Here is a 24,041-nt window from a genome sequence, read left to right on the forward strand (position 1 = left end):
GCGAAAGGGAACACCGTGCACTCAACGCGACGCAGGCTGATATCCGTGGTGGCGATGTCCGTCACCATGCTTGCCGGCTCCGCCACCGCCTCCGTGGCCCTGCCCGGCGCGGAGCCCGCGCCGGCCCCGTCCGCCGCCGCTGCTCTCCCGGCCCCCGGCGCGCCCGCCGCCCCGGCCGGCGCGCCGGTGGAGAACCTGATCGTCGGCTACAAGTCGACCGCCTCCGAGGCCAGTTCCAACAAGGCCGCCGCGGACGACGCCGCCGCCAAGGGCAAGAAGGCCGGCAAGACGGCCACGTTCGACCGCCGCCTCGGTACCGGCGCCGCCCTCGTCAGCCTCGGCGGGGCCACCGCCCCGAAGGACGCGGCCGACCTGATGGCCCAGTTCCGCAGCGACCCGGACGTCGCCTACGTCGAGCCGGACAGCCGCGCCTACGCGATGGCCCTCCCGAACGACACCGACTACGCCAAGCAGTGGGACCTCTTCGAGCCCACCGCCGGCATGAACGTTCCTGCGGCCTGGGACAAGACCACCGGCTCCGGCGTCACCGTCGCCGTGATCGACACCGGCTACGTCGCCCACTCCGACCTCGCCGCGAACGTCGTCGCCGGCTACGACTTCATCAGCAGCTCCACCGCCGCCCGCGACGGCAACGGCCGCGACAGCAACCCGGCCGACCAGGGCGACTGGAGCGCCGCCGGCGAGTGCGGCACCGGCTCCAAGGCCAGCGACTCCTCCTGGCACGGCACCCACGTCGCGGGCACCATCGCCGCGGCCACGAACAACTCCAAGGGTGTCGCGGGCGTCGCGTACAACGCGAAGATCCAGCCCATCCGCGTCCTCGGCAAGTGCGGCGGCGCCACCTCGGACATCGTCGACGCCATCACCTGGGCCTCCGGCGGCACCGTCGCGGGCATCCCGGCCAACGCCACCCCGGCCAAGGTCATCAACATGAGCCTCGGCGGCTCCGGCGCCTGCACCACCAGCTACCAGAACGCGATCAACGCGGCCGTCGCCCGCGGCACCACCGTCGTCGTGGCCGCCGGCAACAGCAACGCGGACGCCGCCGGCTTCTCGCCCGCCAGCTGCAACAACGTCATCACCGTGGCCGCCAGCAACCGCACCGGCGACCGCTCCTTCTACTCCAACTACGGAGCGAAGGTCGACATCGCCGCCCCGGGCGGTGAGACCCGCCGCGCCACCGACACGCCGGGCACCATCACCACCCCCGAGAACGGCATCCTCTCCACGCTGAACACGGGCGCCACCACCCCGGGCAGTGAGAACTACGAGCCCTACCAGGGCACCAGCATGGCCGCCCCGCACGTCGCGGGCCTCGCCGCGCTCATGGTCTCCGCCAAGCCCTCGCTGACCCCGGCGCAGGTCGAGACGGCCATCAAGGCCAACGCCCGCCCGCTGGCCGGCACCTGCACCGGCGGCTGCGGCAGCGGCCTCGCCGACGCCGCCGCCACCGTCAACGCCGTGACCTCGACGCCGACCACCCCGGCCCTCGAGAACACCATCAACTACACGATCAGCGACAACGCGACCGTGGAGAGCCCGATCACCGTCAGCGGTGTGACCGGCAACGCCCCGGCCACCCTCAAGGTGGGCGTCGACATCAAGCACAGCTACATCGGTGACCTGAAGGTCGACCTGGTCGCGCCGGACGGCTCCGTCTACACCCTGCACAACCGGGCCGGCGGCAGCACCGCCAACATCAACCAGCAGTACACCGTCAACGCCTCCTCCGAGGTCGCGAACGGCACCTGGAAGCTCCGGGTCAACGACAACGCCGCCGGCGACACCGGCTACATCGACTCCTGGAACCTCGTGTTCTGAGAGACGGCCGGTCCGGACCGATAAGTCCGGATGGTGAAACCCTGCGGAGCTGCCGAACCCAACGGTGCGGCAGCTCCGCGGTGCTTTTGTTCCGCCCGACTGAATTCTGCGTCACAATCCGTGTCCACACGGCACCCGACCTCGTATTCTCGCCTCTCACAGGAAAGCCACAGGGGAGTGAAGGGCGGGTGGCGGTACGTGGTGGCTCCGACGGGGCGGGCCGACACGACGGTCGGACACGGTGAACTGGTCAAGGCGGTCGAACACGCCCTGACCGTGCACGGGCGCGCCCTGATCACCGGACCCGCCGGCGCGGGCAAGACCGAGCTGGCCGGCGCCGTCGCGGCCGCCGCCGAGGCCCGCCTCGAGACCGTGCTCACCCTCGCCCCCGAAGCCGCCGACCGGTGGATCCCCGAGGCCTCCGCCGCAGCCCTCCTCGCCTCCGTCCCCTGCGCCGCCCTGGCACGGCTCTCCGGACCCCAGCGCACCGCCATCGCCCTCCTGCGCCGCGAGACCGACACCCCGCGCGCCGGCCGCGACCACGTCGCCCTGCGCCTCGCCGTCGTCGAGGTGCTCCGCACCCTCGCCGGGCGCAGCCCCGTCCTCCTCGTCCTCGACAACGCCCAGTGGCTCGACACGGAGAGCACCGACCTGCTCCGCTTCGCCCTGCGCCTGACCCCGCCCGAGGTCCGGGTCCTGGTCGCCGAGTGCGTCCAGGGCGGCACCCCGGTCGCCGAGCCCCTGTGCGGCCCCGGCACCCCCGCGATACGCATCCCCCCGCTCGGCGCCGACGAGGTCGCCGAACTCCTCGTCGGCCGCGGCCTGCCCGCCCGCATCGCCGGCCGCGTCCACCAGGCCAGCGGCGGCAACCCCCGCCTCGCCCTCGCCCTCGGCCGCTCCCTCGCCGAAGCCGCCGGGAACCGCGACGGCAGCGCCCACCACGCCGACACCCTGCCCCTGTCCGGCCAGGCCCGCGAGGTCGCCCGCCGGCTCCTCGCCGAGGCACCCGCCGAGGCCCGCCGCACCCTGCTGCTCGCCGCCCTCGCCGCCCGCCCCACCACCGCCCTGCTGCGCCGCGCCGGCCGGCCCGACGCCGAGGCCGAGCTCGCCGAGGCCGAACGGGCCGCGCTCGTCACCGTCGGGGAGGACGGCGCGGTCGCCTTCACCGCGGGCGCCCTGCCCATGGCCCTCGCCGCCGACGCCGGCTGGCCCGAGCGCGCCGCCGGACACGCCGCGCTCGCCGCCGCCGTCGACGACCCCGTCCAGGCCGTACGCCACCGGGCACTGGCCGTCGACGCCCCCGACGAGTGGCTCGCCGCCGAGATCACCCGGGCCGCGGCCGCCTGCCGGCGCCGCGGCCAGCGCGCCCTCGCCGCCGAGCTCGGCCTGCTCGCCGCCGAGCGGACGCCCACCGACCGGCCCGGGGACGAACTGGCCCGCCTGGTCGCCGCCGCCGAGGACGCCGGCTGGGCCGGCCGCGCCGACCTCGCCCGCCGCGCCACCCGGGCCGTACTCGCCCGGGACGCCTCCCCCTCCGACCGGGTCCGCTCCCGCCTGGCCGTCATCGACGCCGCCGGCCAGGCACTGGGCACCCTCGACGAGACCTTCGCCCACGCCATGGACGAGGCCGACGGCGACCCCGCCCTGCAGGCCGCCGTCCAGCTCCGCATCGCCTGGAAGCACAACCTCAGCGACGGCGACCCCGTACGCTCCCGCGACGCCGCCGCCGAGGCCGGCCGGCTCGCCGCCCTGGGCGGCGACACGACCGCCGAGGCCATGGCCCTCACCGTCCGGGCCCGCATGGGCCGCATCCTCGGCGACCCGGACGCCGAGGACATCCTCGCCGAAGCCCTCGCCCTGCCCGCTCCCGAGGTACCCCTCGGCATGCGCAACGCACCGCAGTACCTGGCCGTCCGCCACGCCCTCTTCGACGACCGGCTCGACGACGCCCGCCGCCAGCTCCTCGTCCTGCTGCCCGCCGTCCAGCGCACCGGTTCCGCCGAGGACGTCTTCGAGGTGCTGCGCAGCCTCACCGAGGCCGAACAGCGCAGCGGCCGCTGCCGGGTCGCCTCCGCGCACGCCCGCCGCGCCCTGGAACTCACCATCGAGGCGGGCCTCTCGCCCGGCCCCGCCTGGTACGTCGCCGCCATGGCCGAGGCCCTGGGCGGCGGCTTCGCCCGCGCCGCCGCGTACGCCCGCCGCGGCATCCAGGCCTCGGAGGAGGAGCGCGACCAGGTGTTCCTCTCGCGCAGCCTGTACGCGCTCGGCCTGGTCGAGCTGGCGACGGGGGAGGCCGCGAAGGCCGTCGCCACCCTGCGCCGGGTCGCTGAACTGGAGGCCGCCCAGCAGGTCGTGGACCCCTCCGTCCTGCGCTGGCACGGGGAACTGGCCGAGGCCCTCGTCGCCGCCGACGCGCCCGATGAGGCCGCGGAGCTGATCGACGAGGTCCGGGCGGTCGCCGCCGCCCTCGGCCGCGCCCCGGTGCTCGCCGCCCTCGACCGGGCCCGCGGGCTGGTCCTGTCCGCGCACGGCGACGCCGGCGCGGCGGTGGACCTCCTGCGGGACACCGCCGCCCGCTTCGATGCGCTCGGGCTGCCCGTGGAGCGGGGCCGTACGCTGCTCGCCCTGGCCCGGGTGGAGCGGCGGCGCCGGCGCCGGGCCTCCGCCCGCACTGCGCTCCGCACGGCGGCCGAGGTGTTCGCGCGGGCCGGGGCGAAGCCGTGGGCGGAACTGGCCGGCGAGGGGCGGGAGCCGGTGCCCGCGGAGGCGGGCCCGGCGGTGGCGCTGGCCGCGCTGACCGAGGCGGAGGCCCGGCTGGCGCTGCTGGTGGCCGAGGGGGCCAGCAACCAGGAGGCGGCCGCCAAGCTGTTCGTCAGCGTCAAGACCGTCGAGTCCCGGCTGACGCGGATCTACCAGAAGCTGGAGGTCCGCTCCCGGGCCCAGTTGGCGACCGCCCTGCGGTGCCGCTGAGCCGGCCGGCGCCGGCGGGGTCCGCGGCCGCGGCCGCGGCGGTGGTCGGCTGTCGGCGGAGGAGGTGCCGGAGAGGACCGGGACGCACGAAGTCCCGGACCCCCGCGGGGGCCCGGGACTTCGCGGGTGCACTTCGCTTGACCGCCGTGTTCAACGACGGGCTGCCCGGAAGGTCACCCGGCGGTTCCTGCTCCTGCTGCGCGCCTCTCGCTGTTCCCCGGTTCAGACGGTGAAGGGCCGCTCGGCGAGGAACTCGGCCGACGGGCTGCCCGTCGTGTGGAAGTTCGGTACCTGCGAACGCGGCAGCCGGTCCTTGATGCTGCGGTGGAAGTCCTGGTAGGCGCCGTTGAAGGCGCCTTGGTCCCACACGCGCAGCAGGGCCCCGGTGAACGCGCCGTTCGCGCTGCCGTCCATCGCGACCTGGTCGTCCTGGCAGGCGGAGATGAGCACGCTGCCGTGTGCCGCGCCGTTGCCCTCGTGCCTCAGCTCGCGCTGGAGGCTCTGGTAGAACTCCTTGTTCTGCTCGAACACCTGCTGCTGGCGCAGCACGGGCATCACCCGGGGTGCCGCCCCGCCGTTCCCGTCGCCGGAGCCCGGGACTTCCGTGGCGGTGCCGCTGTGGCAGCAGTCGAGCAGGGCGAAGATGCGGACCCCGGAGGAGAAGCGGCGGAACTCGCGCTTCAGCTCGTCGTCGAGGAACTCGCGGTCGTAGAACACCAGGGTCTCGTCGAGCTCGTCCGGTTCGTCGCCCCCGGTGTCGGGCATCTGGCCGCCGTGGCCGGAGTAGGTGAACAGCAGGATGTCGCCGTCCTCGAGCTTCTCGGCGGCCTTGCGCAGCTCGGCGGTGATGTTGCCGACGGTGCCCTGTTCGGTGAGCAGGACCTTGTCCCGGAATCCGGCGGTGCGGGCCAGCGCCGCCATGTCGCGGGCGTCGTTCTCGCACGCCATGAGCTGTCCGTCCCAGCCGTTGTACTTGGCGGGGTCGACCTGGTTGAGTCCGATGTGGATGGACACGCCTGCGGGCATGGGGTCCTCCTCGGGGCGGGGATGGGGATACCGCGGGGATGGGTTCCGCGGCGGGAGGGCGGCCGAACCCGGGGGCGCGCAGCGACCCCCGATCGGGCCGGGACCAACTGGCGGGCTCCCGTTGACCGGCCAATACTGGCGGTGACCGGCATCCGTGCTCCGGCGCGGGAGGCGCAATGGAACCCCGCATCGTCTACGTCCACGGCAACGGGAACAAGCCGCGCGAAGAGGTGCTCAAGTCCCAGTGGGACAAGGCGCTCTTCGGCGTCGGCATGGGCAGTGCCTCGCGCATGGCCCACTGGGCACCGCTGCTCCATCCGGTTCCGCTGCCCGACGGCCGGGCCGACCCCCTCGACGGCGGTGCGGTACCGGTCGAGGAGACCGAGGAGTCGGTCGCACCGGCCGTGGAGGCGACCGAGGAGTTCGTGGCGCGGACCCTCGCCGAGGCCCGCGCCGACACGGCGGAGCGCGCCGGGCCCGCCGAAGGCACCCCCGCGGCGGGAGCCGCGGCCGGGGCGGACGAGCCCCTGGCCGGCTGGCTGCGGCACATGGGCTACCTCGCCGAGGCGCTCGCCCAGGACGGGGGCCGGCCCGCAGGCGCGGCCGGCGGTGCGGTCGGCGGGCCGGAAGCCCTCCCGCTGCCCGCGTTCGCCCGCACGGCGCTGTTCCGGCTGCTGGTCAAACACACCTTCAAGGACGTCCACGCCTACTTCTTCGGCGGCGCCGGACCGGCCATCCGCGACGTGGTCCGCCAGGCCCTCGACGAGGCCCGGGAAGGCGCCGGCGCCGGCGGACCGCTGGTCGTCGTGGGCCACAGCCTCGGCAGCATCGCCGCCTACGAGGTCCTGGCCGAGGAACCGCGCAGCGTCGACCTGTTCGTGACCATCGGCTCGCCGCTCGCGGTCACCGAGATCCAGGACGCGCTGGCCGGGCCGCCCTCGGTCCCCGACGGGGTCGCCCTGTGGTGCAACGCCTCGGACCTGCGGGACGTGGTGGCGCTGGACCACACCCTGCGCCCCGAGTACGCCCCGGTGCACCTCGTCTCGGACCACCTGGTCCTCAACACCAGCAGCAACCACCACGGGGCCCGCGAATACCTCGCGACCGGACCGGTCCGGGAGCCCGTCCGCGCCCTGTTCGGCGGCCTTGCGACGTAACAAACAGGATGAAACCATGACAGGTATCACCAGTCGATCCGTGTGCTGCCCCGTGCGGGCGGCCGGGTAGGTGCGGTATGCCGCTCAGGGATACGGAATGGATCCTGGTCACCGACTGGGTGCGGGACCACCTCCTCGACACCCCGGACCCCCACAACCGGCTGACCGGGTGCGGGTTCTCCCCGAGGTTCGTGGGCTCCCTGGACCTGACCCAGCGGGCCCAGGTGAACGCGGAGAACCTCGTCCGCGCGTCGCGCAGAACCATCGACTCGCAGGTGTTCCTGCTCGGTGTCCTGGTCACCCTGCCCGAACTGGTGCCCCTGCCGGACATCGAGAAGGCGGGGGAGTTCCTGGCCCGGCTGGAGGAGGACCGGCGGGTCCACGTCTCGGACCAGGACCCCTTCCTCGCCGGGGTGCTCCGAAGCGGCGCCGAGGTGTTCGTCGACCGCGCGGACCTGCGCGAGCGGCTCAGGGAGTTCCTCGCCGACCCCGACATGACCGTGCTGGCCGTCGACGGGGAACCGGACAGCGGCCGCTCGTACACGTACAACTTCATCCGGTACCTGGGCCAGCACTGCGGCTTCCGCCCGGTGCGCATCACCCTGTCGCAGACCTCGACCGCCGCGCAGGTGGTCCGGCGGCTGGCCGGGTTCGTCCTGGACCGGCGCGATCCGGTATCGCCGTTGAACACGGCACAGTTGAACGATCCACAGTCCTGGCTGGACGACGCCGTCCACGAGGTCGTCGCCCGCGCCACGACGGTGCCGGAGCGGCTGTGGTTCGTCCTCGACGACTGCGACCGCCTCGACGCCAACTCCGACGTCTGGGACTGCATCGGCCGACTGGCCCTGGCCATCTTCGACTCCGCCCCCGGGCCGGACGAGACCGTGCCCCGCCTGGTGCTGCTCGGCTACGGGCCGACCATGCCCCAGCTGCCGCACGACGTCCGCAAGAACGTGTGCCGGGACACGGCCCGCACCGCCGGCCCCGACGATGTCGAGGCGTTCTTCCGGCAGTTCTTCGCGGACCCGCCGGCCACGGACGACGGGGACGAGCTCACCGCCCTGGTCGAGACGGCCGCCACGGCGGTCCTGGACGCCGCACGGGCGCCGGGCGAGGGCAGCTACATGCGCAGACTGTGCGAGGCGGCCGAGACGGCCGTCCGGACCCACCGCTCGCTGCCCCCCGGCGAGGACTTCGCCGCCCGGCTGCACGAGCAACTGCTCGCCGGGACCGGACCGCAGCCGCCCGCGCCCGTCCCGGACACCACCGGCCGCGCCTACCGCGAGGCGGCCTGCCTGCTCACCGGCTTCGACCCGGCGAAGCTGCGGCTGCCGGGCGAGGCCGAACCCACCGGCGGGGCACGGCTGGAGCTCGTCCAGGACTGCACGGTGCTGGCCCTGCGCCCCGCCCCCCGCTGGGCCCTGAAAGAGGAGGTCCGCGAGGCGGCGCTGCGGGGCCTCGCGGGCCCCGACGCGGCCCGCCGCGCCCTGGAGGCCAACCTGGACCTGGTCCCCGAGGGGCCCGGCCCGGAACGGATCGCCCTCGCCCACCTCTGCGGCAGTCCGCCGGTCCAGGGCGCGGACGATGCCGCCGAGGACGCCGACGTGCTCGCCGACACCCTCCAGGCCGTCCTGTGGCTGTCGCAGATCCCGGGGACGACCGGCCTCCCGGACCCGGAGCAGGTGCAGCGGCGGCTGGAACGGGCCCGTCTGCTCCAGCCGCTCCGCCACCTCGTGCGGGACCCCTTCTGCGGCCGGGCCGCCGAGTTGGAGGAGCTGCGGGCATACGCACTCGACGACACGGGCGGCCCGGTCGAACAGCCTCCGCTGCTGATCCACGGGCTCGCCGGCATCGGCAAGAGCACCCTGCTCGCCACGTTCCTCCTGGACATCCGCGACGCCGTCCCGGGCGGCTTCCCCTTCGCCTACGTCGACTTCGAACGGCCCACCCTCTCGGTCCACGAGCCCGTCACCCTGATCGCGGAGGCGGCCCGGCAGCTCGGCATCCAATACCCCGACCACCGCGCCGCGTTCGACGCGCTGGCCGGCGAGTGCGAGGAGACGGCCCGCACCCAGCGGGAGGAGCAGAACACCGTCGACGAGCTGTACAAGCTGTCCACCACCCGCTCGGGAGCAGGGCGCGCATCGGCCGAACGGTTCAACACGCTGGCGCGGGAACGCGAGACCGCCCTGGTCCGCAAGGGCGCGGACCTGGTGCGGCAGGCCGTGGGCATCCCGCCCGGCACCGCCGGCCCGCCGCTGGTGATCGCCGTCGACTCCTTCGAGGCGGCCCAGTACCGGGCGAACCCGGTCCTCGGCCGGCTGTGGGCCATGTGGGCGGCCCTTCAAGAGGCGTACCCGCGGCTGCGCTGGATCGTCGCGGGCCGGGCCCCGGTCAACCACCCGGCGCAGGCCGCCGAACCGCGCGTCATCGCCCTCGGCGAGCTCGAACCGGACGCGGCGGTGGAACTGCTGACGTCCGTCGGCGTCGGGAACCCGGAGGTGGCCCGCAGGCTGGCCGAGCGGGTCGGCGGACACCCGCTCAGCCTGAAACTGGCGGCGCACGCGGCCGTGGCGGAGCAGCAGACCGGCTCGCTGGGCGAGCTGATGGACAGCCTGGGGGACCTGGACAACCTGCCCGCCCGGCGCCGGGGCTTCTACCGCAACGTCGACCGGATGATCGTCCAGGGTGCCCTGTACGGCCGCATCCTGAAGCGCATCGCCAAGCCGGACGTACGCGCCCTCGCGCAGGCGGGCCTGGCCCTGCGGACGATCACCCCCGAGCTGGTCCGGGAGGTCCTCGCCGGGCCCTGCGGGCTGACGGTGGACTCCGCCGAGGAGGCGCGCCGCCTGTTCGGCGGGCTGGCCCGGCTCGACCTGATGGAACCGGCCGGCCCCGGCGCCCTGCGGCACCGCTCCGACCTGCGCTCCATCATGCTGCGGCTGTCGGACACCGCACGCACCGGCCTCATGCGCAGCGTCTCGCAGCGCGCCGTGGAATACTACGCGGCCCGCGAGGGGCCGGCGGCGCGCGCCGAGGAGATATACCACCGGCTGCGCCTGGGCGAGAACCCGCGCGCCGTGGACGAGCGCTGGGAGCGCGGCGTCGAACGCCACCTCGGCAACGCGATCCAGGACATGGCTCCCCGGTCGGCCGCGTTCCTGAGCGGGCACCTCGGCGGCCACACCCCCGACGGGGTGCTGCGCGACGCCGACCCGGAGGACTGGGAGCGGATCACCGCCCAGGAAGTCGACGACCTGCTCAAGCAGGGCCTGACCGAGCAGGCCGCGGCCAGGCTCGCGGAGCGCCGCCCCTGGACCCCGGGCAGCCCCCTGTACCCGCTGCTCGTCACCACCCTGGAGCGCAGCGGGCGGCTCAAGGAGGCCAGGGCCGTGGCCGAGGACGCCGCGGACCTCGCGGAGGAGGCCCGCGACGCCGATGCCCAGCTCGAACTGCTGCTGCTGTCCGGGCGTCTCGCCGAGGAGGACGGCGACCCGCGGGAGGCCGAACACGACTTCGCGGAGGCGGAGGCCATCGCGACCGCACTCGGCCGGGACTTCGAGGCGATGGGCGCCATGCTCGACCGGGCCAGGGTCGCGCCTTCCCCCGACCGCACCGCGGAGATCGACGACAGGCTCGCCCTGCACCTGCGGCGGCTGCCCGACGAGGCCTTGGCCGAACAGCCGGTCCTGGCCCGGACCGTCGCCGCCCGGGTGTCCGGGCAGGATCCGGCGGCCCTGGACCACACCCTCCAGGTCGTGGGCCTGCCGGAGGCCGACGACAGCGTTCTGGACGCGCTTGCCGAAGGGATCAACAAGGCCGTCGCCCGGCAGCCCGAGCTGGGCCCGGCCCTGAGGGAGATCCTGCGGGACGCGACCGACCCCGTGGCCGCCGAGCACGCGAGCACGGCCGGGGACCTGCGTGAGGCCCGCAAGCGCGGCTACCTCGACGAGCTCGCCCGGCGCCTGCTCGTGCTGCGGGACCCCAGCGGTGAACTCGTCTCCGGCGTGGCGGCCGCGATGGGCTCCGGCACCGCGCCCGGCGGCGAGCCCGAAGGAGGAGACGAGTCCGAAGAAGGCGAAGACCCCTCGTCGGCGGCCCCCGTGCCGGCGGCCCCGGGGCCGCCCGACCGCCCGCCGACCTCAGCGGAAAGGAACGGCCCACGAGCGGCCTGAGCCGGCATGAGCGACGCCTACCTCCCCTCGGACGAGGTCTTCAAGCTGTACGAGGCCGCCCTGGACGCGGGCCTGACCGAGCCCGGGGTCCGGCCCCTGCTCCTCAGCGGCATCCTGCCCCGCTACAGGGCGGTGCTGCCGATCCTGGCCGCCCCCGGTCTGCAGGTGCAGTCGGACCTGAACGAGATGAACCAGGTGGAGCGGCTGGTCGACGGCTCGGTTCCGCTGGAGGCATGGCTCCGCAGCGCGGTCGCCCAGAGCACCCAGGCGGCCCCCCGGGCCGTGTTCCAGCGCGCCCTGGACGTGGTGGTGCGCGACTCGGCGGGCGAGCCCGACGTGCCGGCGCCCGGGCCTGCCGGGGAGACCAAGGAGGAGGTCGTCTTCCTCGACGACACCGTGCCCTTCGAGTTCCTGCCGGGCGGTGTCCTCGCGGGCGCCTCGGTGGCCCGGATCAAGGTGCCCCCGTTCCAGGGCGGCGCCCCGCTCCAGCCGAACGGCTACCCGCACTCGGGGACGGGCTGGCTGATCGCCCCGGGCCTGCTGATCACCAACCACCACGTGGTGACCGCCCGGACCCGCACGGCCGCCGGCCCGGCCGTCGTGGACCCGGCGGACCTGGAGCTCCAGGCCAGGAACTCCCGCTCCCGCTTCGACTACGGCGCCGACGGGACGGAGACCGAGGAGGCGGCCGCGGAAGGCCTGCTCGCCGCGGACGCGGACCTGGACTACGCGGTCCTGCGGCTCGCCGGCCAGACGGAGCGGCCCGTCCTGCGGGTGGCCACCGAGCCGCTGAAGGTCGTACCGGGGGAGCCCGTCGCGGTCAACATCATCCAGCACCCCGGAGGCCAGCCCAAGCGGATCGCCCTGCGCAACAACCTGGTCTTCGAGACGAACGACAAGGACGTGCGCTACTTCACCGACACCCGCGGCGGCTCCTCCGGCTCCCCGGTCCTCACGGACGACTGGAGGGTCGTCGCGCTGCACCGCGGGGCCCGGCGCGTCGAGGACGTCGTCTACCAGGGCAAGAACACGGCGTTCGTCAACGTCGGAACCCAGATGAGCAGCGTCATGCGCCATTTGGCGGAACACAGCCCGGCGGTTCACGCCAAGATCGCGGCGGCGCAGGCGGCGCTCGGCGGGCAGAGCGGGCCGGAGGTGTGAGATGAACGGACGGTCACCGGTGGCGACCCGGCCCGAGGAGCTCTTCAGCGACCTGCGTGCGGTGGCCGAGCGGATCCGCCAGGGCCTGGCGGCCGAGCGGGAGGCGGAGGCGGAGATCCGGGAGTCCGCCGCGGACGTTCCCGCGGAGCGGGCGCCGGCCGCCGAGATCGGCGGCTTCGCCCTGCGGGAGCGGGCAAGGGTGCTGGAGGCCGGTGCCAGGGGGCTGGAGAAGCTCGCCGCCGGACGGGCCGACGAGGTGGACGAGGCCGAGTACTTCGGCCTGGAGGCGATCGTCCTCCTCGAAGGCCGGCCCGCCATCCTCGTCCAGGGGCAGGACTTCCCGTCGCAGCCCGGCGACTGGGCGGTGCTCGACGGCCACCGGGACGGCATCCGCAACTCGATCGCCCGGGTGGGCCGGGTGGACGTCGCCGGGCATCCGCGCCTGGAGTGGGTGGGCACCGCCTTCCTCGTCGGTCCCGACGTGGTGATGACCAACCGCCACGTGGCCGACGAGTTCGCCCGCGAGGAAGGTGCCGCGTGGGCCTTCCGCCCGGGGATGACCGCCCGCCTGGACCTGGCCGAGGAGCTGTCCGCCGTACCCGGGGACAGCTCGCTGGAGTTCGAGGTCACCGAGGTCATCGGCATCCACCCGGACGTCGACCTGGCCCTGCTGCGCGTGGACACCGACAAGGACGACCGGGCCCCCGCCACCCCGCTGGCCGTGGCGGCCGATCCGCCCGGCGACATCCCCGGCCGGCCGGTGTACGTGGTCGGCTACCCGGCGGAGGACAGCCGGCGCAACGAACCGGAGGCCATGCGCCGGATCTTCATGGACGTCTACAACGTCAAGCGGCTCCAGCCCGGCACCACGACCAAACTGGCCCGTGAGCGGCTCACCGTGAACCACGACTGCTCCACTCTGGGCGGGAACAGCGGCTCCCCGGTCTTCGACCTGGCCGACCACCGCGTCCTGGGCCTGCATTACGGCGGCCGCTACGGCTTCGGCAACTGGGCGGTCCCCTTGTGGGAGATGGTGGACGACCCGCTGCTGACCCGCGCGCAGGTCAACTGGGTGTGACGCGCAGGGCGTCGCCGACCAGGCGGACGGCCCGGGACAGCCGCCCCAGCTGCTGGAGTTCGACGGCGTACATGCGGATGGAGCTCTCGATGGCGACCTCGGGCACGCCCATCGAGGGCAGTTCGGCCCGGCTGGTCTCCAGTGCGACGCGGACGGCGCGCATCTCGTGCTGGATCTGGAGCTGCGCGTGCCGGGACAGCAGGACGGGGCTGCGGGTCAGCGGAGAGTAGGCCCCGTAACGGGCGGGGAGCAGGTCCCGCAGCCAGCGCATGGCCGTGCGTTCCCAGTCGTGCGTCCCGGGAGCCTTGACCTGGCAGGGCCAGTCCGGGCTGAGAGCGGGGGAGAGCGTCTGGCGCATACGTCGCTTCCGAAGGGTGTCGAACTGATCGAGACGTAGGTGGGCGGCGGCCCCGGCCCAGGGGTTGACCGGGGGCCGCCACAAGCGCTCTGGTGGATCCGCTGCCGGGACCGGCACCCGGGCGGGGCGTGAGGAGGAGTCGTCCCGCCCGGGTATCCGTTCCGGGAGAGCGTAGGGGTCGCTCTCCTTGGCGCGTCTGACGGATCCGGCGCGCTGCTCAGTAAACATATATACCGTCGAGTAAACAAGAGAATGAAAAATTACATACCTCTCCACGGCATGAAAATGAACGGATGAAACGGACGAAACCCTGCTAAAGGAAGAAGCCGTGCTGTTCGGCGACCTGCTCGTACCCCTCGAGCCGCGCCTGCGTCCGCTCCGGATCCGCGTCCGCCATCGCCTGGAGCAGCGCCGCGGACAGCACGCCCGGCGCCGCGTACGAGTCGAACACCAGCCGCGCCCCGGTGCCGGCGGTCAGCGCCACGTCCGCCTCGTCGACCAGCGGCCCCAGCGTGGTGTCCGTGATCAGCGCGATCTTCAGCCCGGCCGTCCGGGCCGCCCGCAGCGCCGACAGGGTCTCCTTCGCGTGCCGCGGCATGGCGAAGGCCAGCGCCCAGGTCCCGCCGGCCTCCCGGGACTGGAGCAGGGCGTCGTACGCCACGCTGCCGCCCCGCGTGACCAGCCGGACGTCGGGGTGGATACGGCGCGCCGCGTATGCGAAGTACTCCGCCAGCGACACCGAGATCCTGAGGCCCAGCACCGTCAGCGGCACCGAGCGCGCCAGCTCGCGGCCGATGTCCAGCACCTGGTTGGTGTCGGCGAGCAGCCGCCGCACGTTCTCCAGGTTCTCGATCTCGGCGTCCACGGCCGCCTGGAGCTCGTTGCGGCGGTACTGCTCACGGCTCTCCGGCGAGCCCGCGACCGCGCTCAGCGCCATCGGCTGGAGGACGTCCCGCAGCGCCGGGTAGCCGCTGAACCCGAGGGCGGTGGCGAAGCGCGTCACCGACGGCTGGCTGACCCCCACCCGTTCCGCCAGCTCGGTGATCGACAGGAACGCGGCCTCGGTGAGGTGGTCGATGAGGTACTGCGCGATGCGCCGCTGGCCCGGCGAGAGGCGGTGGCCGTCGAACAGCGCGCGGACCCGGTCGCCCGGAGCCCGTTCCTGGCCGGGCGCCTGCCCGCTCGGCGTGATCGCAGCTGCCTGTGCGCGTGCCTGCTGCCCCGATGACACCGGTGGGCCTCCCTCTCATGTCACTCTTTCTCCAACATAGCTCACGCCCTGTGGTCGGCCGACCGGCCGCGGACAACCCGGTCCGGCCGGTGGGACGCGGCCCTGTCGCGGCCCGCCGACCTCTGGAAATATGATGAACGCGGCACGGGGCTTCGGCGCAGCACGCCGCGAGAGCCGAGAGCGGGGACGAGCGACGTATGGATGCACCCGGGAGCAGGCCATGAACCCGCGCCGTGCGCCGCGCCGCACCCCGCGGGCACAGAGCGCCGACGACCTGCTGAGCACCCTCGGCCGGCTCACCGCACGGGCACGCGCCGGCGCCGAGCACCAGCAGCCCCGCGTGGAGCTCGCCGAGGCGCTCCAGCGCGAGATGCTGCCCGGCGCCCTGCCCGCCCTGCCCGGACTGCGCACCGCCGCCCGCTACTCGCCCGCCCGCCACGGCCTGGACATCGGCGGCGACTGGTACGACGGGTTCGGGCTCCCCGAGGGCGCCCTCGCCTTCTCCATCGGCGACGTCCAGGGCCACGACGTGGAGGCGGCCGCCTTCATGGGGCAGGTGCGCATCGGCCTGCGGGCGGTCGCCGCCGTCGTCGACGACCCGGGCGAGGTGCTCGCCCGGACCAACGACGTGCTGCTGTCCATGGGGCGCGAGCTGTTCGCCACCTGCACCCTGCTCCGCTTCGACCCCGAGACGTGGGAGCTGCACAGCGCCCGGGCCGGGCACGTACCCGCCCTGTGGGCCACCGTCGACGGCCGGTACGGGATGGCCGAGGACGAGGGCGGCCTGCCGCTGGGCATGCTGCCCGGCGCCGGATACGCCGTGACCCGCCGCAAGCTGGACCGGGCGGGATCCATCGTCCTGGTCACCGACGGGGTCGTCGAGGGGCCCTCCTTCTCCATCGACGAGGGCCTCGAACGCGTGCTGCGGGTCGTCCGGGAGGGCGCGGGCGCGGACCCCGGCGAACTCGCCGCCGAGGTGATGAAGGTGGCCGACTCCACCGGGCACGCGGACGACGCAGCGGTCCTCGTCATCAGCCACAGCGCGGGCGGACCCGCACCCCGCTAGGGCGTGTCACGCCCCGCACGGCGGCGGCGCCTGTTGTGTGATGCTGTGATGCCCACCGTGGAACGGCGACGTCTGCTCGCCGATATTCTCCGGATCCTCGCCGTCGCGGTCGCCTACTGGGCCACCGGGCGGATCGGCCTCCTGCTCAGCGTGAGCGTCGAGGGCGCGACGGTCACCCCCCTGTGGCCGCCCACCGGCATCGCCGTCGCCGCGCTGCTCTGGATGGGACTGCGGGCAGTGCCGGGGATCATGCTCGGCGCGTATCTGACCATCGAGCACCTCAGCGGCTTCGACCCCGTCGACACCGCCATCCTCGTGGGCAACACCCTCGCGCCGGTCTGCGCGTACCTGATGCTCCGCGCGGCCGGATTCCGCCCGGAGATGGACCGGCTGCGGGACGGGCTGACCCTGGTCTTCCTCGGCGGCCTGCTGCCCATGCTGATCAGCGCGACCATCGGCACGTCGACGGTCGTCGCAACCGGCGACCTGCCCGCCGGCGAATTCTGGTCCGTGTGGTCGGCCTGGTGGGTCGGCGACGCGATGGGCGTCCTCCTCGTGACCCCGCTGCTGCTGGTCCTGCCGCGGCTCGCGATGCCCAAGGACCCCTACCGGGCGCTCGAGGCCGTACTGATGCTGGCCGCCTGCGCAGCGGCCACCGTCTTCGCCGTCTACAGCGACCTCTCCCTGCTCTTCCTCGTCTTCCCCGTGCTGATCTGGGCGTCCGTACGCTTCCAGCACGCCGGGGGAGCGCCCTGCGCCCTGCTGGCGTCCGTCATCGCCATCCACGCGGCGACCGACCAGAGCGGACCCTTCGCCGACCACACCCTCTTCGAGGTCATGGTCAACCTCCAGGGCCTCAACGGATCCGCGGCCCTGACCATGCTCCTGCTGTCCGCGCTGGTCACCGAGCAGAACAACATCCGCCTGAAGATCGAGCAGGTCTGCGAGGAACTCGCAGAGGTGGTCGAACAACTCGCACCCCGCCGGCCCGAGGAGTGAGCAGGGCGGGGGCGCGGCCCCCGGTGTGACGGTCCGTCCGCGCTGTCAGTGCCGGGATCTAGCGTTGTGCCCATGAGCCGATCCACCCAGGCACTCGCCTACGCACGCCCGTCCGCCCTCACCTCCGACCGGGGCGGGCGGCTCCTCGGACTGGAGACCTCCGGAGGGCTGACCCCGGTCGGCCCCGAAGCCCATCCGCGGTTCTTCGCCGGGTTCCTGAGCTCCCCTCAGGCCGCCGCGCGCGGGCTGCTGGCCGTGGCCGACGTCGCCGCCGCCCGCTACCACCAGCGCACCCTGCGGGCCTCGCTGGACCCGGTCGTCACCGCGAGCGGCGACCGGCTGCGGTTCGAATCGTTCTCCGGCTGCTGCGGCGTGTACGCCCGGCTCGACGTGCTCCCCGAGGGCCTCGACGGCGCGGACACCGGCCACGGAACCACCAACGTCGACGTCAACAACCCGCTGCGCGACGCCCTCTCGCGGCTGACCGGCGACGAGCCCCTGCACCTGCGCGTCGGTCCCGACGAGCTGGCCGTCACCACCCTGGACGGGCCGGTCGTCGAGAAGAAGGTGCCGCTGCCCGACCGCTGGCTGCGCGGGTTCGCCGAATCCCAGGTGATATCCGCCGGGTTCGACCTGCGCGCCGAGCTGACCGCCGCCGAGGCCGTACGGTTCCTGCGCAGCCTCCCGCGCAGCTCGGCCGCCGGCGGCGCCGCCCGCGGACCCCTGTGGGTCGTCCCCGCCGGCGCCGCGCTGCGCCCCACCACCAGGCCGGTCCCCGGCGCCGTGTGCCTGCCCGGCCCCGAGCGGCTCGCCGCCCTCCAGCGGGTCCTGCGGTACGCGACCGGGCTGCGCGTGTACGGGCCCGCGGCCCACGGCGGCGCGGCATCCGCCAGCGCGTGGGAGGTCACCCTGCCCGGCATGCGCCTCACCCTCACCCTCTCCCCGGAGCCCGCCCGCGGGTTCTCCGGCGAGGGCGGCGTCCTCGAGGCGCTCGCCACCGACGACGCGGCCGCCGACGCCGAGCTCGTCTCCGTCCTGCTCGCCTGGGAACCGCGCATCGACACCGCCGACCTCGCCGAACAGTGCGGACTGAGCACGGAGCGCGTCCGCGCGGCCCTCGCCCGCCTCGGCACCGCCGGCCGGGTCGGGTACGACGCCGCCGAAGCCGCCTACTTCCACCGGGAGCTGCCGTACGACGCCCGCCGCGCCGAGCGCCACAACCCCCGGCTGGTCGCCGCCCGCGCCCTGCTCGCCGAGGGCTCGGTCCTCCTGCACGCCGACTCCACCGCCACCGTCCTCTCCGGGGAGCGCCGCTACCAGGTCCGCGAGGCCGCCACCGGGGTGTTGAGCTGCACCTGCCAGTGGTGGGCGGACTACCGCGGCCGCCGCGGCCCGTGCAAGCACGCGCTCGCCGTCCGCATGGCCCGGCGCGCCGAACCGGCAGCCGCGACCCTCCCCCCTGCCACCACCACCGCCGTTCCGGCCGGAGAAACCCGATGAACACCGACACCATCCGCAGCGCCGTCCTCGACGCCGTCCGCGCGGGCCGCCCCGACCGGCTTCCCGGCCTGATCAAGCACCTGCCGGCCGCCGAACGCCGCGCCCTGCTCCCCGAACTCACCGCCCTGCGCCGCGAGATCCGCGGCTGGGACTGGACCCGCCGGGTCGAAAGCGAGCGGATACGCCCCGGCCTGCTCGTCGCCGGCGCCGGCTGCCACACCGGCGCCGCGGCCGCGGCCTCCTGGATCGCCGCCCGCGACCTGCGCGACACGAGCGGCTCCGGCCCCGGCCTGCTGCTCCGCGTCCTCGCCGACCGCGATCCGGCCTGGCTCGGGGACCTCGCCCACCGCCTCGCCGCCCGTACCGCCACCGCATCGGACGACTACCACCTGATTCGGGAGCTGCTGCTGCGGGCGCCGGACGGCTGCCCGGTCCCGACCGGTGACGCGTTCGTGCAGGCCTGGGCCCGGCACATGTCCTTCGGCGGCCTCCGGGGGGCCACCCGCACGCTGAGCCTCGCGCTGCGCGAGGAGCCGTACGTACGCGAGCTGGTGCCCCGGCTGTTCGAGACGGCCGAGACCCCCGACGCCCTCGGCTGGTTCAGCACCCCCGGGGTCCCCGGCCCCTGGCCCGCGGAGCTCGCCGCACTCGCCGCCGAGGGGACCGTGGAGCGGCGGATGCTGCTCGACGGCTGCCTCGCCCGCCTGCTGCGCGGCGGCCGCCCCGCCGGGCTCACGTTCTTCATCGACCTCCTGGGCGTCCTCGAACCCACCGGGGACGAGCAGGAGCAGCGGACCGCGGACTGGATCGCCCTGGCCGCCGACGCGCACTCCCCGCTGGCCGGCCACGCGCAGCAGGTCCTCACCGGCCTGTTCGAAGCCAGCCGGCTGCCCGCCGGGCGGCTCGCCGAGATGTCGGCCGCCGTCCTCTTCCGCCCCGAGAAGAAGCTCGTCCGCGCCCAGCTGGTGCTCCTCGGCAAGGCGCTGCGCCGTCAGCAGGACGACCGCTTCGTCCTGCTGCCCGCCGTCGCCGCCGCCTTCGGCCACGCCGACACCGCGCTCCAGGAGCGCGCCCTGAAGCTCGTCGCCGCCCATCTGCGGCCGGAGGACGAGGACCTGCGCACCGAACTCGCCTTCCAGGCCGAACTGCTCAGCCCCGCCCACCGGCGCACGGCCGCCGAGCTGCTCGGCGCCGTCGCCGACGCCGCCGACAGCGCGACGCCGTACACGGAGACGCTGCCCCCGGCGCCGGTGCGCCGCCGCCTGGACTCCGCCGCGCAGCTGTCCGTCGCCGAGACCGTCGAACTCGTCGCGGCCCTGGTCAAGTCCCGGCAGCCGACCACGGAGGAGTTCGAGACGGCCTTCGACGCCCTCGTCCGCCACGCCCACCGCGACCGGGCCGAACTCGGCGCGGCCCTGCGCCCGGCGCTGGCCGACCGGCCGTGGATCGGCGACGGCGGATACCATGCGGACCCCGAATGGCTCCTGGGCCTGGAGCTGGTCGCCGCGACGGTCATGGGGCACGTCCGCGCGTACGACCTGCGCGCGGGCCGCGGCCTGCGGGACGACCGGTCGGGACAGGACTGCGCCCACACCGCCCTGGCCGGGGTGACCGGCGCCCGGCTGTACGAGGCGGCCGCCCGGATCCTGACGGACCCGCTGCCGTTCCTGCTCGCCACACCGACCTGGGACACGGGCTCCCTGGAACCGGCGGACCTCGTCGAACGCCTCGCCGCCTACGGGAGCCTGGGCGTCGAACCCGAACCCGCCGACTTCGGCCAGGCGCTGCTGCGCGTACGGCGCGACGCGGAGGCCGCCCCGGCGGCCGCCGCGCTCGGCACGCCCGAGGGCGCACGCCTCGCGGCCTGGCTGACCGGAGCCGGCGCGCCGCCGCGCACGGTCCGGCGCGTCGAGGAGCCGGCGCCGCGAAGGCCCGGCTGGTGGGGCGGCCAGACGCGGGACTCGGTGCGGCGGATCGTCGTCGACGCCGGGGAACGGCCGCTGCTGAGCCAGGAGTTCCCCGCCCCCTTCCACCGGCTGGGCCGGGCGTTCGGCGGCAGCCCCGACCGCTGCTACCACTGGGAGGGGTGGGAGCTCGCGCAGCTCGCGGTCCTGCCCGAGGACCGCGAAACGCAGGCGGTCCTGCTGCTGCCCGAGCTGACCGGGTGCGCCGCCGTCGAGGAGCGCGGTGCGGGCCGGCGGCTGTCCCGGCTGGCCGAGATGGGGGGACCCGCGGGCCCGGTGCTGCACCTGGCGGTGGCCACCGGCCTCGGTGCCCGGCACGCCGAGGACCGGCTGGCGGCCGTGGACGCACTGCTGGTACTTGCCGGGCGGGGCGAGCTCGACACTGAGATGCTCGGGCAGGACCTCGCCGAACTGCTCGCCCTGGGCACGGTCAAGCCCAACCGGCTGGCCGACGCGATGCGCACGGCCGCCGGTACCGGCGCGTACGCGACCACCTGGGCGGTGCTCGCCGGGGCGCTGCCGGCCCTGCTGGCGGACGGCGGCGTGCGCGGGGCGGGGGAGGTGCTGGCCGCGGCGGCGGAGTGCGTGGAGGCCTGTGGCGCCGCGGGTCCGGAGCCCGCGGGACTGGCCCGGGTTGCCGGGCGGGGCGGCTCGTCCCAACTGGTCGCGCAGGCCCGGCGGCTGTGGACGGCGCTCGCGGCGGCGGGCACTGCCGCGCAGGGTGTCTGACGCCCCGCCGGACGGTACGCCCGCCTGAGGTCTCGGCGGGCGGCCCCGGAAAGGCGTCCGCCCGGCAGCGAAGGATCGCTGCCGGGCGGAAGGGCGGAGGGAGCGGCCTCAGCCCTTGGGGACGCGGATGACGACGGTGCTGCACACCTTGTCGGCGAAGGTCTGCTTCTTGTCGTCCCACAGCGGCCACAGCCAGCCGATGTAGCAGGGCAGGCCGTCGAGGAAGTGGGCCAGCTTGCGGACGAACGCCATGCCGAAACCGAGGGTGCTGCCGTCGGACTCGCGGCGGAGGCTGATGCCGACGGTCTTCTTGCCGATGGTCTGGCCGGTGGAGCCTTCCCGGTGCAGCTGGAAGAAGCCCATGCCGATCGCGTACAGCACGCCGATCGCGAAGAAGATGCCCGGATCGGCGGTCGCCGGGTCCGAGGCGGTGGCGAGGTCGATGAAGCCCAGGGCGTACATCGGGCCGACGATGATCAGCACGTCGAGCAGGTACGCGCCGACCCGCAGGCCCCAGTGGGCGAGTTGCGGCATTCCGGCGCCCGGCATCCCCGGCATGCCGGGCATGCCCGGGGCGGGGTGGCCGTACGGCGCGGCCGGCTGCTGCGGGTAGCCGTACTGCGGCGGGACGCCCTGCGCGGGCTGCTGCGGGTATCCGTACTGCGGGGGCACACCCTGGGGAGCCTGCTGCGGGTAACCGGGCTGACCCTGCGGGGGCTGCTGGCCGTACGGGTTGTTCGGGTCGCCGAAGCTCATGGCGAAATCTCTCCGGTGTCGGAAATGGGGACGATGCGGGCCGAGTCGAGGAACGGTGCCATTTGACCGGTTCGCCCCCCGTGAGCAGCCGCGATGTTGCGTCCAACATCGTTGTCGTTTAATCGACCGGTTGTCCAATCGGCGACTCTCGGCCAATTTCCCCCGGCGGGTGAGCAGGTGGGCAAAGCGGGTGGCCGAATCCGTTGTGTGCGATTCCCGGGATTTCCGACTCGGTGGTAACTTCCGCGAGTTGATCTTGCCGGTGGCCCGGTCTGCGGCGACGGCGATCCCTCCTTCAAGGAAGTCACATTGCACCGCCATTCCCTTTTGCGTTCCTCCGCCCTCGCCGCCGGCGCAGCCGTCTCGGCGGTGGCCCTGGCCCTGTTCCCCGCGGTGCCCGCGGCGGCCGCGCCCGCGGCCGACGGCACCCCGGCGCCCCACCTCGACGCCGTCGAGCAGATGCTCCGCCAGGTGTCCCCCGGCCTCGAGGGGTCGGTGTGGGAGCGGACGGGCGGCAACACCCTGGACGCCTCCTCGGCCGGCGGCGCCGACTGGCTGCTCCAGACCCCCGGCTGCTGGGGTGACAACACGTGCGCGACGCGCCCCGGAACGCAGCGCCTGCTGGCGAAGATGACGGAGAACATCTCCCAGGCGACGCAGACCGTCGACATATCGACCCTCGCCCCCTTCCCCAACGGCGCGTTCCAGGACGCCATCGTCGCGGGCCTGAAGTCCTCGGCCGGGCGCGGGAGCAAGCTCAAGGTGCGCATCCTCGTCGGCGCCGCCCCCGTCTACCACCTGAACGTCGTGCCGTCGAAGTACCGGGACGAACTGGTCGCCAAGCTCGGCCCGGACGCCGCCCGCGTGGACCTCAACGTCGCCTCGATGACCACGTCGAAGACGGCGTTCTCCTGGAACCACTCCAAGATCCTCGTGGTGGACGGCCAGTCCGTCATCACCGGCGGCATCAACAACTGGAAGGACGACTACACGGAGACCACCCACCCGGTCGCCGACGTCGACCTCGCGCTGCGCGGGCCGGCGGCCGCCTCGGCCGGCCGCTACCTGGACGAACTGTGGTCCTGGACCTGCCAGAACAAGAGCAACATCGCCAGCGTCTGGTTCGCCTCCTCCAACGGCGCCGCCTGCATGCCCGCGCTGGCCAAGGACAACCCGGCGCCGGCGCCCGCGCCCGCGCAGGGCCGGGGCGGCGGTGTGCCGGCCATCGCCGTCGGCGGCCTCGGCGTCGGCATCAAGCGCAACGACCCGGCGTCCGCGTTCCGGCCCACCCTGCCCAGCGCCCCCGACACCAAGTGCGTCGTCGGCCTGCACGACAACACCAACGCCGACCGCGACTACGACACCGTCAACCCGGAGGAGAGCGCACTGCGGACGCTGATCTCCAGCGCCGGCCGGCACATCGAGATTTCCCAGCAGGACATGAACGCGACCTGCCCGCCGCTGCCCCGCTACGACATCCGGCTCTACGACGCCCTCGCCGCGAAGATGGCCGCCGGCGTGAAGGTCCGCATCGTCGTCAGCGACCCCGAGAACCGGGGCGCCGTGGGCAGTGGCGGCTACTCGCAGATCAAGTCGCTGTCGGAGATCAGCGACACCCTGCGCGACCGCCTCGCCCTGCTGACCGGCGACCGGGGCACGGCCCGCGCCGCGATGTGCTCGAACCTCCAGCTGGCCACGTTCCGCAGCGCGCAGAGCCCGAAGTGGGCGGACGGCCGCCCGTACGCGCAGCACCACAAGCTGGTCTCGGTGGACGGCTCGGCCTTCTACATCGGCTCGAAGAACCTCTACCCGGCGTGGCTCCAGGACTTCGGCTACATCGTGGAGAGCCCGGCCGCGGCCGGGCAGCTGAACGAGCAGCTGCTGGCCCCGCAGTGGCAGTACTCCCGCGCGACCGCCACGGTCGACCACGAGCGCGGTATCTGCCCGGCCTGATCCGCGCCTGAACGGGCCCGGGGGGGGGGGGGGGGGGGTGGGGGGGGGGGGGGGGGGGGGGGGGGGCGGGGGC

Annotated in this window: 15 protein-coding genes; 11 read left to right on the top strand and 4 right to left on the bottom strand. The window is 74.3% G+C overall.

Annotation, left to right across the window (positions count from 1 at the left end):
• Positions 1-54 precede the first annotated feature (54 nt).
• Positions 55-1,842, top strand: a complete 1,788-nt coding sequence (locus AC068A_RS09450; protein WP_478583280.1) for a S8 family peptidase — start codon at positions 55-57, stop codon at positions 1,840-1,842.
• A 198-nt stretch (positions 1,843-2,040) separates the two neighbouring features.
• Complete coding sequence (locus AC068A_RS09455) at positions 2,041-4,812, top strand: helix-turn-helix transcriptional regulator (RefSeq protein ID WP_478583022.1); 2,772 nt, start codon at positions 2,041-2,043, stop codon at positions 4,810-4,812.
• 222 nt (positions 4,813-5,034) lie between these two features.
• Here the strand turns inward: AC068A_RS09455 and AC068A_RS09460 are convergent, their stop codons facing one another.
• Complete coding sequence (locus AC068A_RS09460; protein ID WP_478583025.1) at positions 5,035-5,838, bottom strand: caspase family protein; 804 nt, start codon at positions 5,836-5,838, stop codon at positions 5,035-5,037.
• 176 nt (positions 5,839-6,014) lie between these two features.
• On the opposite strand from AC068A_RS09460, the gene AC068A_RS09465 reads away from it, so the two are divergent.
• From AC068A_RS09465 to AC068A_RS09480, 4 genes are all read left to right on the top strand, one after another.
• A complete protein-coding gene (locus AC068A_RS09465) occupies positions 6,015-6,995 on the top strand; it encodes a lipase family protein (RefSeq protein ID WP_478583028.1) in 981 nt (326 codons plus the stop codon).
• 77 nt (positions 6,996-7,072) lie between these two features.
• Positions 7,073-11,173 carry an AAA family ATPase gene (locus AC068A_RS09470; protein WP_478583031.1) on the top strand — a complete coding sequence of 1,367 codons (4,101 nt, stop codon included), beginning with the start codon at positions 7,073-7,075 and terminating at the stop codon, positions 11,171-11,173.
• Between the two features lie 6 nt (positions 11,174-11,179).
• Entirely contained in the window at positions 11,180-12,334 is a 1,155-nt protein-coding gene (locus AC068A_RS09475; RefSeq protein WP_478583034.1) for a trypsin-like peptidase domain-containing protein, read from the top strand.
• Position 12,335: 1 nt separating this feature from the next.
• A complete protein-coding gene (locus tag AC068A_RS09480) occupies positions 12,336-13,412 on the top strand; it encodes a trypsin-like serine peptidase (protein WP_478583037.1) in 1,077 nt (358 codons plus the stop codon).
• On the opposite strand, the gene AC068A_RS09485 is transcribed toward AC068A_RS09480, so the two are convergent.
• Together AC068A_RS09485 and AC068A_RS09490 are read right to left on the bottom strand one after the other, a co-directional pair.
• The gene (locus AC068A_RS09485) at positions 13,399-13,770 is read right to left on the bottom strand and encodes a hypothetical protein (RefSeq protein WP_478583039.1); all 372 of its coding nucleotides are present in this window, start codon (positions 13,768-13,770) and stop codon (positions 13,399-13,401) included. The two genes, AC068A_RS09480 and AC068A_RS09485, sit on opposite strands and share 14 nt — an antisense overlap.
• Positions 13,771-14,083: 313 nt before the next feature.
• The gene (locus AC068A_RS09490; RefSeq protein ID WP_478583042.1) at positions 14,084-15,001 is read right to left on the bottom strand and encodes a MurR/RpiR family transcriptional regulator; all 918 of its coding nucleotides are present in this window, start codon (positions 14,999-15,001) and stop codon (positions 14,084-14,086) included.
• A gap of 220 nt (positions 15,002-15,221) precedes the next feature.
• Here AC068A_RS09490 and AC068A_RS09495 point away from each other — a divergent pair, with 220 nt between their 5' ends.
• The 4 genes from AC068A_RS09495 (at position 15,222) to AC068A_RS09510 (ending at position 21,259) form a co-directional block, all read left to right on the top strand.
• Positions 15,222-16,067, top strand: a complete 846-nt coding sequence (locus AC068A_RS09495; protein ID WP_478583045.1) for a PP2C family protein-serine/threonine phosphatase — start codon at positions 15,222-15,224, stop codon at positions 16,065-16,067.
• Between the two features lie 48 nt (positions 16,068-16,115).
• Positions 16,116-17,066, top strand: coding sequence for an MASE1 domain-containing protein (locus tag AC068A_RS09500; RefSeq protein ID WP_478583048.1), 951 nt, complete (start codon positions 16,116-16,118; stop codon positions 17,064-17,066).
• 72 nt (positions 17,067-17,138) lie between these two features.
• Complete coding sequence (locus AC068A_RS09505) at positions 17,139-18,566, top strand: SWIM zinc finger family protein (protein WP_478583050.1); 1,428 nt, start codon at positions 17,139-17,141, stop codon at positions 18,564-18,566.
• Complete coding sequence (locus AC068A_RS09510) at positions 18,563-21,259, top strand: DUF7824 domain-containing protein (RefSeq protein WP_478583052.1); 2,697 nt, start codon at positions 18,563-18,565, stop codon at positions 21,257-21,259. The genes AC068A_RS09505 and AC068A_RS09510 overlap by 4 nt, the downstream gene beginning before the upstream one ends.
• A gap of 108 nt (positions 21,260-21,367) precedes the next feature.
• On the opposite strand, the gene AC068A_RS09515 is transcribed toward AC068A_RS09510, so the two are convergent.
• Complete coding sequence (locus tag AC068A_RS09515) at positions 21,368-22,015, bottom strand: RDD family protein (protein ID WP_478583054.1); 648 nt, start codon at positions 22,013-22,015, stop codon at positions 21,368-21,370.
• A gap of 327 nt (positions 22,016-22,342) precedes the next feature.
• On the opposite strand from AC068A_RS09515, the gene AC068A_RS09520 reads away from it, so the two are divergent.
• Positions 22,343-23,968, top strand: a complete 1,626-nt coding sequence (locus tag AC068A_RS09520; protein ID WP_478583056.1) for a phospholipase D-like domain-containing protein — start codon at positions 22,343-22,345, stop codon at positions 23,966-23,968.
• The last annotated feature ends 73 nt before the right edge of the window (positions 23,969-24,041 follow it).

This window comes from Streptomyces sp. NPDC043854 (assembly GCF_056436005.1).

Excerpts from the sequence above, each read along its gene's own strand:
- AC068A_RS09450 (WP_478583280.1), top strand. The coding sequence starts at position 55 with ATGTCCGTCACCATGCTTGCCGGCTCCGCCACCGCCTCCGTGGCCCTG.
- AC068A_RS09460 (WP_478583025.1), bottom strand. The coding sequence starts at position 5,838 with ATGCCCGCAGGCGTGTCCATCCACATCGGACTCAACCAGGTCGACCCC.
- AC068A_RS09465 (WP_478583028.1), top strand. The coding sequence starts at position 6,015 with ATGGAACCCCGCATCGTCTACGTCCACGGCAACGGGAACAAGCCGCGC.
- AC068A_RS09470 (WP_478583031.1), top strand. The coding sequence starts at position 7,073 with ATGCCGCTCAGGGATACGGAATGGATCCTGGTCACCGACTGGGTGCGG.
- AC068A_RS09475 (WP_478583034.1), top strand. The coding sequence starts at position 11,180 with ATGAGCGACGCCTACCTCCCCTCGGACGAGGTCTTCAAGCTGTACGAG.
- AC068A_RS09480 (WP_478583037.1), top strand. The coding sequence starts at position 12,336 with ATGAACGGACGGTCACCGGTGGCGACCCGGCCCGAGGAGCTCTTCAGC.
- AC068A_RS09485 (WP_478583039.1), bottom strand. The coding sequence starts at position 13,770 with ATGCGCCAGACGCTCTCCCCCGCTCTCAGCCCGGACTGGCCCTGCCAG.
- AC068A_RS09495 (WP_478583045.1), top strand. The coding sequence starts at position 15,222 with ATGAACCCGCGCCGTGCGCCGCGCCGCACCCCGCGGGCACAGAGCGCC.
- AC068A_RS09500 (WP_478583048.1), top strand. The coding sequence starts at position 16,116 with ATGCCCACCGTGGAACGGCGACGTCTGCTCGCCGATATTCTCCGGATC.
- AC068A_RS09505 (WP_478583050.1), top strand. The coding sequence starts at position 17,139 with ATGAGCCGATCCACCCAGGCACTCGCCTACGCACGCCCGTCCGCCCTC.
- AC068A_RS09510 (WP_478583052.1), top strand. The coding sequence starts at position 18,563 with ATGAACACCGACACCATCCGCAGCGCCGTCCTCGACGCCGTCCGCGCG.
- AC068A_RS09515 (WP_478583054.1), bottom strand. The coding sequence starts at position 22,015 with ATGAGCTTCGGCGACCCGAACAACCCGTACGGCCAGCAGCCCCCGCAG.